The following is a 7,974-nucleotide window of genomic DNA, read 5'->3' on the forward strand; positions in this document are numbered from 1 at the left end:
GGGCTGGAGTCGCCGAGTGAAGTGAAGTCATGAGCCGCCTGATCGTTGTTTCGAACCGGGTTTCGGCCCCGACCGACCCCGCCGCCGGGTCCGCCGGCGGCCTGGCGATGGCCCTCTCCGCCGCCCTGAGAAAATACGACGGCCTGTGGTTCGGCTGGTCGGGCGAGCGGGTGGATCACTACAGCGGCGAGGTGAAGATTGAGGACCGTGCCGGCGTCACCGTAGGGCTCGTCGATCTGGAGGGGCAGGATGTCGATGAATACTACAACGGCTACGCCAACAAGACGCTGTGGCCGTTGTTCCACCACCGCATCGACCTGGCCCAGTACGAACGGTCCTACGGCGAGGGCTATGAGCGGGTGAACCGACGTTTCGCCGAGGCCCTGGCGCCGCTGATCCAGCCGGACGACATGATCTGGATCCACGACTATCACATGATCCCGATGGCGCGGGATCTGCGCCGCCTGGGCATTCGCAACCGGATCGGCTTCTTCCTGCACACGCCCTGGCCGGCGCGGCAGTTGCTGGTGACCCTGCCGCACCACCGGCGGCTGGTGGAGTCGATGTTCGACTTCGACCTGATCGGTTTCCATACGCAGGAATGGAGCGATCTGTTCACCGACTATGTGGTGTCAGAGGCTCAGGGCGAATTGGACGGGACCGGCGGGCTGGAGTGTTTCGGGCGCAAGGTCCAGACCGGCGTCTTCCCCATCGGTATCGACGTGGATGGTTTCCTGGCGGCGCGGAACTCGCAGCTTGGCGCGCGGACCTATGACCGGATGGCGGCGTCGTCGGCCTTCCGGTCGATGATCGTGGGCGTGGACCGGCTGGACTATTCAAAGGGGCTGGAAGAGCGGCTGCTGGGCTACGAACAATTCCTGCACGACAACGCCTCGATGCGGGGCGAGGTCTTCCTGTTGCAAGTCACGCCCATCTCGCGCGACGACGTCGACAGCTATCAGGACATTCGTTCGCGGCTGGACGCCCTGGCCGGACGCATCAACGGCGCCTTCGCCGACATGGATTGGCAGCCGATCCGTTATCTGAACCGCACCTATCGCCGGGATCAGCTGGCGGGCATCTACCGTGCGGCGCGGGTCGGTCTGGTGACGCCGCTGCGCGACGGCATGAACCTGGTGGCCAAGGAATATGTCTGCGCCCAGAACCCGGACGATCCCGGCGTGCTGATCCTGTCGCGCTTCGCCGGCGCGGCCGAACAGATGGGCGAGGCGCTGCTGGTCAATCCCTACAGTCGCGAGGAGCTGTCGGACGCCATCCAGAAGGCGCTGACCATGCCGCTGGCCGAGCGGATCCGGAAATGGGAAGCCCTGATGGATGTGGTTCGCGCCACCGATGTCGGCATCTGGCGCGATGATTTCGTGCGCGCCCTGCAAGCCGATGAATCGACTTCGCAACCGACGCAGTGGGCCGGCGCGGCCTGACGCCTAGCGCAGGTCGAAGGCCAGCATCAGGGTGCGCTGGGCCGGATTGAAGTTGTCGTCGGACAGGATGTAGAGGCGGGTCCTGCTGTTGCGCGTCTCTGCGGCGATCCCTTCGAAGTTGTCGGTGGTGCCCGGCAGTTTCAGCTCGATCAACACCGGCCCCAGCGTTCCGTCGGGGGCCATGCGGCGAACGCGCGCGCGCATGTCGATGGGCGCCCGGTACAGGCGCTGGACCACCAACCATCCGGGGCCGGACGGGTCGCGATCCAGGCCGGTGATGCGGTATTCGCTGTCGGGGATGGGGGTTGCAGGCGGCGCGCTGACGACCGTGCAGCTCGCTGTCGCGCAATCCCAGACGCCGCCGGCCTCGCCAGAGACGCGCCAGCCGCCGGGGGCAGCGGCCAGACCCTCCATCCCGTCGTTCTCGGTGAAGGCGAAGTCGGGCGACAGCACCGGCGACGGCTGGGTCTTCAGCGCCGACAACGGGCCGTAGTTCCAGATGCGGTGACGCCGCTCGAAACTGACCAGCAGATCGCCGGAGGGGATGATGGCCAGGCCCTCGGCGTCGCCGTCCGACTTGTCGGAAATCGCAGCGCCATCCTGAAGCGTCAGCCGACGCGAGCGGAAATGATCCAGGCCGATCAGCCGCCCCCGGACGTCCAGGCGAATGTCGCCGCGCACCAGATCACCGGTGTCCGATACCGTGACGAAACCGCCGTCGCCGGTCAGCTTCAGGTCCGACAGGCTGTGCAGCGGCGAGGTCGGCGCGGCGCTGACCTGCAGGCCGCCGGCGAACGTCACGCCGTCAGCCAACTGCGTGCCGCCGGGCAGGCCCAGGCTGACGCTTCGCAGTTCCGCGACCCGGGGCGTCCAGCCGTCCGACGACAACGGATAGGGACGCGGCGCGCCCAGCGAGGCGGCGCAGGCCGACAGCGACAGGGCGATCCAGACACTGGCCAGCCGGCCGAAACGACTCATGCCGCCAGCTTTCGCTTGGCGCGACGGGTGGGACCGGCCGCACCCTCGTTCTCGAACAGTTCGGCCAGCTTCTCGGTCATGGCCCCCGCCAGCTGTTCCACATCCACGATCGTCAAGGCCCTGCGATACCAGCGGGTCACGTCATGGCCGATGCCGATGGCCAGCAGTTCGACCGGCGAGCGATCCTCGATCTCGGCGATCACCTGGCGCAGATGCTTGTCCAGATAAAGCGCCGCATTCGCCGACTGGGTCGAGTCGTCGACCGGCGAACCGTCGGAAATGACCATCAAGATGCGGCGCTGTTCGGTGCGGGCCAGCAGACGACCGTGGGCCCATTGCAGGGCCTCGCCGTCGATATTCTCCTTCAGCAGACCTTCGCGCATCATCAGGCCCAGGTTCTTCTTGGCCCGGCGCCAGGGCGCATCGGCGGCCTTGTAGATGATGTGGCGCAGGTCGTTGAGGCGGCCGGGATTTTGCGGCTTGCCAGCGGTGATCCAGGCCTCGCGGCTTTGTCCGCCCTTCCAGGCGCGGGTGGTGAAGCCCAGGATCTCGACCTTGACGCCGCAGCGTTCCAGCGTCCGCGCCAGGATGTCGGCGCAGACCGCCGCCACCATGATCGGCCGCCCGCGCATCGAGCCGGAGTTGTCCAGCAGCAGGGTCACGACCGTGTCGCGGAACGGGCTCTCGCTCTCGGCCTTGAACGACAGGGGGGCGGTCGGGTCGGTGACGATCCGGGTCAGGCGCGCCGTGTCCAGCATCCCCTCTTCCAGATCAAAGACCCAGGAGCGGTTCTGCTGCGCCAGCAGCCGGCGTTGCAGCTTGTTGGCCAGGCGCGAAACGACGCTGGACAGAATGGCCAGCTGGCCGTCCAGCAGGGCGCGCAGCCGGTCCAGCTCGACCGGGTCGCACAGGTCGGCGGCGTCCACCACCTCGTCGAAGGCGGTGGTGAAGACGCGGTAGAAATCGACCGCGCGGCCGTCGTCGGCCGTCTGCTGACGGTTCGGCTGCTGGCCTTCCTGAAGTTCCGGGCCGTCGTCGGCGCCTTCGCCGTCGGGATCGGCGGGCGCGCCCTCGGGGCGGCTTTCACGCTCTTGCTCGGAAGACTGATCGTCGGCGTCGCCCTCCATCGACTGAGAGCCTTCGCCGCCGTCCTGCTCTTCCTCCTCGTCCTGATCGTCGTCGGCCGCGGGGTCCTGAGGATGCGGTTCCTCGTCGCCGGGATCTTCGGACGTGTCCTCGCCGCGCCCGTCGCCGGGGTCGAGGTCCAGCGCGCGCAGCACCTCGCGCATCTTCAGCGCGAAGCCCTCCTGATCGCCCGCCGTGCCGGCCAGGGCGTCCAGCTTGGCCCCAGCCTTGGCCTCGATGTTGGCGCGCACCAGATCCAGCATGGCCCGGGCGCCGTCGGGGGCGGGGCGCCCCGTCAGCCGTTCGCGCACCAGAAGCGCCACGGCTTCGGACACCGGCACGCGCTCGGCCTCGCTGATGCGCAGGGCGCCGGTCTTTTCCAGCCGCGTGATCAGGGCGGCGCCCAGATTGTCGCGCACCCCGGCCAGATGTTCCGAACCAAAGGCCTCGACGCGCGCCTGTTCGACCGCATCGAACACCTCGGCCGCCTTGACGTCCGCCGGCCGCATCCGGCTGTTCACCGCCGCATCGTGATTGGCCAGACGCAGCGCCAGCCGGTCGGCCTGGCCGCGCAAGGACGCGCTCTCGGGCCCGGACGGATCGCGCGGCGGATGGGGCAGGGTCAGGACGCCGTTCGACAGCTTGGGCCCGTCGGACCCGAACACCACCTCCAGTTCGGGCTGTTCGGCCAGCGCCCGCGCGGCATGACCCAGCGCGCGCTTGAAGGTTTCGGCGGGAGTATCCGGGGCGGCCATGGCCTTCAGTTAATCGCTTCGCGCCCGCGATAAAAGCGCCGTCAGCCGCCTTTTGAAATCGGCACCCGACGGCCGTAAGTCAGACAGCGCCAAACCCACTCCAGCGGTCCCATGCTGAACCACGACAACCACAGGGGCGACCAGATCAGTTGCAGCGCCCAGACCGCCAGGACCAGGCCCCACATCTGGACATAGTCGGCCCGCCCGAACAGGCGCGGTCCCCACGGCATGTAGAAGATCGAGGTCATGATGAGGGTCTGAGTCAGATAGTTGGTGAAGGCCATCTGCCCCACCGGCCGCAGCGCCGCCGTGATCCAGGCCGCCCCTCGCGTCGTGGCCAGCACGATCAGGCTGACATAGGCCAGGGTGACGAAAACGGGGAAGGAGGCGACGACCTCCGCCAGGCCGCGCGTCGGGTGGGTTCCGGCCGGGGCCATCGCCTCGGTCCATTCCAGCGCGCCCAGCAGGCCCAGCCCGGCCCCGCCGACGCCGATCAAGGCGACATAGACCCCGTTGGGCGCCCGGCCGCTGAACACGCCGGCCTTGAACAGACCCAGTCCCAGCATCATCAGGGCCACGGTCGAGAACACGAACATCGTCAGGCTGGCGCCCTGCAGCAGCAGCCAGTTCTCAAGGTTCTGGCCCATCGCCCCGGCCCAGCCGCTGCGATAGGCGGCGATCGACTCCGTCACCATGGCGGCGGTGTCATGCGGCCCGCCCTGGTTCATCGCCTCTGTGATCGCCGGCGGCCCGGCGACCATCAGCCAGGTCGCGCCCGCCTGCATTGCGCCCAGCAACAGGGTCACGCCCAGGCCGATCCCGATCAGCGTTCCGGCCCGCATCGACCGCATCAGCATCACGAACAGGCCCGACCAGGCGTAGAGCAGCAGCACGTCGCCATACCAGAAGGCCAGGCCGTGGATCAGGGCGATGACCGCCAGCCAGAACAGCCGGCGTCGCAGCAGTTTGCCACGCGCCGCATCGCCCCGCTCGCCCCCGACCAGATAGATCGAGGCCCCGAACAGCATCGAAAACAGGGTGATGAACTTCTGGTGGAAGAAGACGTCCATCGTCCAGCGCGCCACTGCGTTGGCGCCGGTGACCGGAAACGGGCTCAGGCTCGCATTCTGATAGACCATGACCGGCAGGCCGAACGAAACGACATTGACGGCCAGAATGCCCAGCACCGCCAGGCCCCGCATGACGTCCAGGCTGGCGATGCGCGAGGTCGCCGCGACGGGCGACAGGATCTCCGCCGCATCCTTTTTTGTGTCGTCCATGGTCATTCTCGGATCCCCCAATCCTCGAACTCAGGCGTCGTGTGCGCCTGTCAGCCCTTGGGCATCAGGCCCAGTCTGTCCTTGACCGCCGGCCGCGCCTCGAAGGCGATGAAGGCGGCGCACAACCCGGCCCATAAGGCGTAGCTGACGCCCACGATCATGGCGATGGGCAGACCGCCGACCCCGAAGATCAGCAGGGTGGTCTCGGTCGCGCCCAGGGCCTGCATCACATCGCCGGCCTCGAACCAGCCCATGACGCTCATGCCCAGGGCGACGACGATCTGAACCAGGGCCGCCGCCAAGCCGCCGTACATCATGAAGCGCCAGACGACGCCCAGACGCGTGCCGGGCCGGCCATCACGCTTGCGCTCGTTCAGCACGCGATAAAGCGCCAGCGGCACGGTGATCAGGCCGATCAGCATCACCACCAGCCGCCAGTCCATGTCGCGACCCGGCAGATAGGCGTGCGGCCGCCAGAAGGGCAGGGTCAACCACAGGGGCGGCCAGGCCGCGCCAGCCAGGCAGGCCAGAATCCGAGGCGTCCGCCCAGGCCGCGCGGCGATGGTCGCCTGACCCGGAAGATCGGAATAGCTCTCGAACCGGCTCATCGCGTCGGCGCCGGCGCAGCGCCGGAATAATCATAGAAGCCGCGTCCGCTCTTCCTGCCCAGCCAGCCGGCCTCGACATATTTCACCAGCAGGGGGCAGGGGCGATATTTGCTGTCGGCCAGGCCGTCATACAGCACGTTCATGATGGCCAGGACGACGTCCAGACCCATGAAATCGGCCAGTTCCAGCGGGCCCATCGGATGATTAGCGCCCAAACGCAGCGCCTTGTCGATCGAGGCGACGTTGCCGACGCCTTCGTACAGGGCGAAGATGGCCTCGTTCATCATCGGCACCAGAATGCGGTTGACGATGAAGGCGGGAAAATCCTCGGCGTCCGTGGTCGTCTTGCCAAGGCTCTCGGCGAAGGCGACGGCGGCGGAATGGGTTTCGGCCGAGGTGGCGATGCCGCGGATGATCTCCACCAGCTTCATCACCGGCGCCGGCTTCATGAAGTGCAGGCCGACGAACCGGTCCGGCCGGTCCGTCGAGGACGCCAGGCGGGTGATCGAGATCGAAGAGGTGTTGGACGCCAGCAGGGTCTGCGGCCCCAGGTGCGGCACGACCTGCGCATAGATGGCCTTCTTGACGGCCTCGTCTTCCAGCGCCGCTTCGATGACCAGATCGGCGCCGGCGACGGCCTCGGCCATTCCGTCGCTTGTCGTGATGCGGGTCAGGGCCGCATCGGCGGCGGCCTGATCGACCAGGCCGCGTCCGACGTGACGCGCCAGGCTGGCCGCGATCTCGCCCTGCGCCAGCGGCAGCCGGTCGGCGACGACGTCATAAAGGCGAACCGAATAGCCCCCGAGCGCGACCGCCTGCGCGATGCCTGCGCCCATCTGTCCGGCGCCCAGAACGGCGACTGTGGTGATCGAGGTCATGAACCGTGGTCGAAAGTGGTCGGGCGGGCACCTTTAGAAAGGAAGGCGCGCGGCGCAAGAGCGGATCAACCCTCTCGCATCAGATTTCCGTCCGCCGTGTCGCCTCAGCCGAGCAGCTGGATCAGGGCCGGCGCCGCCGTGCGGTTGAACAGCACGCTGATGAACTGCAGCAGCAGGATCACCACGATGGGCGAGATGTCGATGCCGCCCAGGTTCGGAATGATGCGGCGGAACGGCTCCAGCAGGGGCGCGGTGACCCGGTCCAGGAAGGTCCCGACCGAATAGACGAAGCGGTTGCGATAGTTGACGACGTCGAACGCCACCAACCAGCTCAGAATGGCCTGGGCGATGATGAACCAGATCATCAGACTGATGATGGTGTTGATCAACCAGACGAGCGCATAGCCCATGAACGGTAACTCCTGCTTGGATCGGCGCTTCTAGCCTGTTCGCCCCTGCTCCGACAACGGCCGTATCCGACGTGCGCGCTTTGCGCGCACAAGCCCGTTGACACCACGCCCGCCCGCCTTCTATGTCCGCCACGCCTGTGAAACCCGATCCCACGCTGGAAACGGGGCCGTAGCTCAGTTGGTAGAGCGCGTCGTTCGCAATGACGAGGTCAGGGGTTCGATTCCCCTCGGCTCCACCAATCCCTGTTATTTCAAGGGGTTGGCCGGAAACAGGCGATAATTCTGACACCACGCTGCTACACACGGCTCCCAAGAGACCGTCGAAAAAGCGTTCTACTACAGTCAGTTCACCGTCCCGAGACTGTAGCACCACCTCGTCACACAAACCGTCCAAACGGCCCCTTCACCCGCGAGTGCCTGGCGGCGATCCCCGACACCTCGATCTCGGGACGCCGCGTCGCGCGAGAGCTGACAGCGCTGATCGCTCGGCGGGGCCGT

The 7,974-nt window shown here is 67.1% G+C and carries 7 protein-coding genes and 1 tRNA gene; 2 read left to right on the plus strand and 6 right to left on the minus strand.

All coding sequences use genetic code 11. The features are described from left to right. Positions 1-29 precede the first annotated feature (29 nt). Positions 30-1,442, plus strand: coding sequence for an alpha,alpha-trehalose-phosphate synthase (UDP-forming) (locus tag HF680_RS10745; RefSeq protein ID WP_185225040.1), 1,413 nt, complete (start codon positions 30-32; stop codon positions 1,440-1,442). A 3-nt stretch (positions 1,443-1,445) separates the two neighbouring features. Here the strand turns inward: HF680_RS10745 and HF680_RS10750 are convergent, their stop codons facing one another. The 6 genes from HF680_RS10750 to HF680_RS10775 all read right to left on the minus strand — a co-directional run bounded on the left by HF680_RS10750 (position 1,446) and on the right by HF680_RS10775 (position 7,476). Beyond that, positions 1,446-2,420 (minus strand): esterase-like activity of phytase family protein, encoded by a 975-nt coding sequence (locus HF680_RS10750; protein WP_045809915.1) that lies wholly within the window; start codon positions 2,418-2,420, stop codon positions 1,446-1,448. After that, on the minus strand, positions 2,417-4,300 hold the full coding sequence (gene cobT, locus HF680_RS10755) for a cobaltochelatase subunit CobT (RefSeq protein ID WP_045809914.1): 1,884 nt from the start codon (positions 4,298-4,300) through the stop codon (positions 2,417-2,419). The genes HF680_RS10750 and cobT overlap by 4 nt, the downstream gene beginning before the upstream one ends. 41 nt (positions 4,301-4,341) lie before the next feature. Next, positions 4,342-5,580 (minus strand): DUF418 domain-containing protein, encoded by a 1,239-nt coding sequence (locus HF680_RS10760; protein ID WP_235968935.1) that lies wholly within the window; start codon positions 5,578-5,580, stop codon positions 4,342-4,344. A 50-nt stretch (positions 5,581-5,630) separates the two neighbouring features. Next, positions 5,631-6,188, minus strand: coding sequence for a phthalate transporter (locus HF680_RS10765; protein WP_137720670.1), 558 nt, complete (start codon positions 6,186-6,188; stop codon positions 5,631-5,633). Then, positions 6,185-7,066, minus strand: coding sequence for a 3-hydroxybutyryl-CoA dehydrogenase (locus tag HF680_RS10770; protein ID WP_185225042.1), 882 nt, complete (start codon positions 7,064-7,066; stop codon positions 6,185-6,187). The genes HF680_RS10765 and HF680_RS10770 overlap by 4 nt, the downstream gene beginning before the upstream one ends. 104 nt (positions 7,067-7,170) lie before the next feature. Then, a complete protein-coding gene (locus HF680_RS10775; RefSeq protein ID WP_017504977.1) occupies positions 7,171-7,476 on the minus strand; it encodes a YggT family protein in 306 nt (101 codons plus the stop codon). A 163-nt stretch (positions 7,477-7,639) separates the two neighbouring features. Here HF680_RS10775 and HF680_RS10780 point away from each other — a divergent pair. Continuing rightward, a tRNA-Ala gene (locus HF680_RS10780) sits at positions 7,640-7,715 on the plus strand. The last annotated feature ends 259 nt before the right edge of the window (positions 7,716-7,974 follow it).

Source organism: Brevundimonas huaxiensis (assembly GCF_014218725.1).
Lineage (GTDB): Bacteria > Pseudomonadota > Alphaproteobacteria > Caulobacterales > Caulobacteraceae > Brevundimonas > Brevundimonas huaxiensis.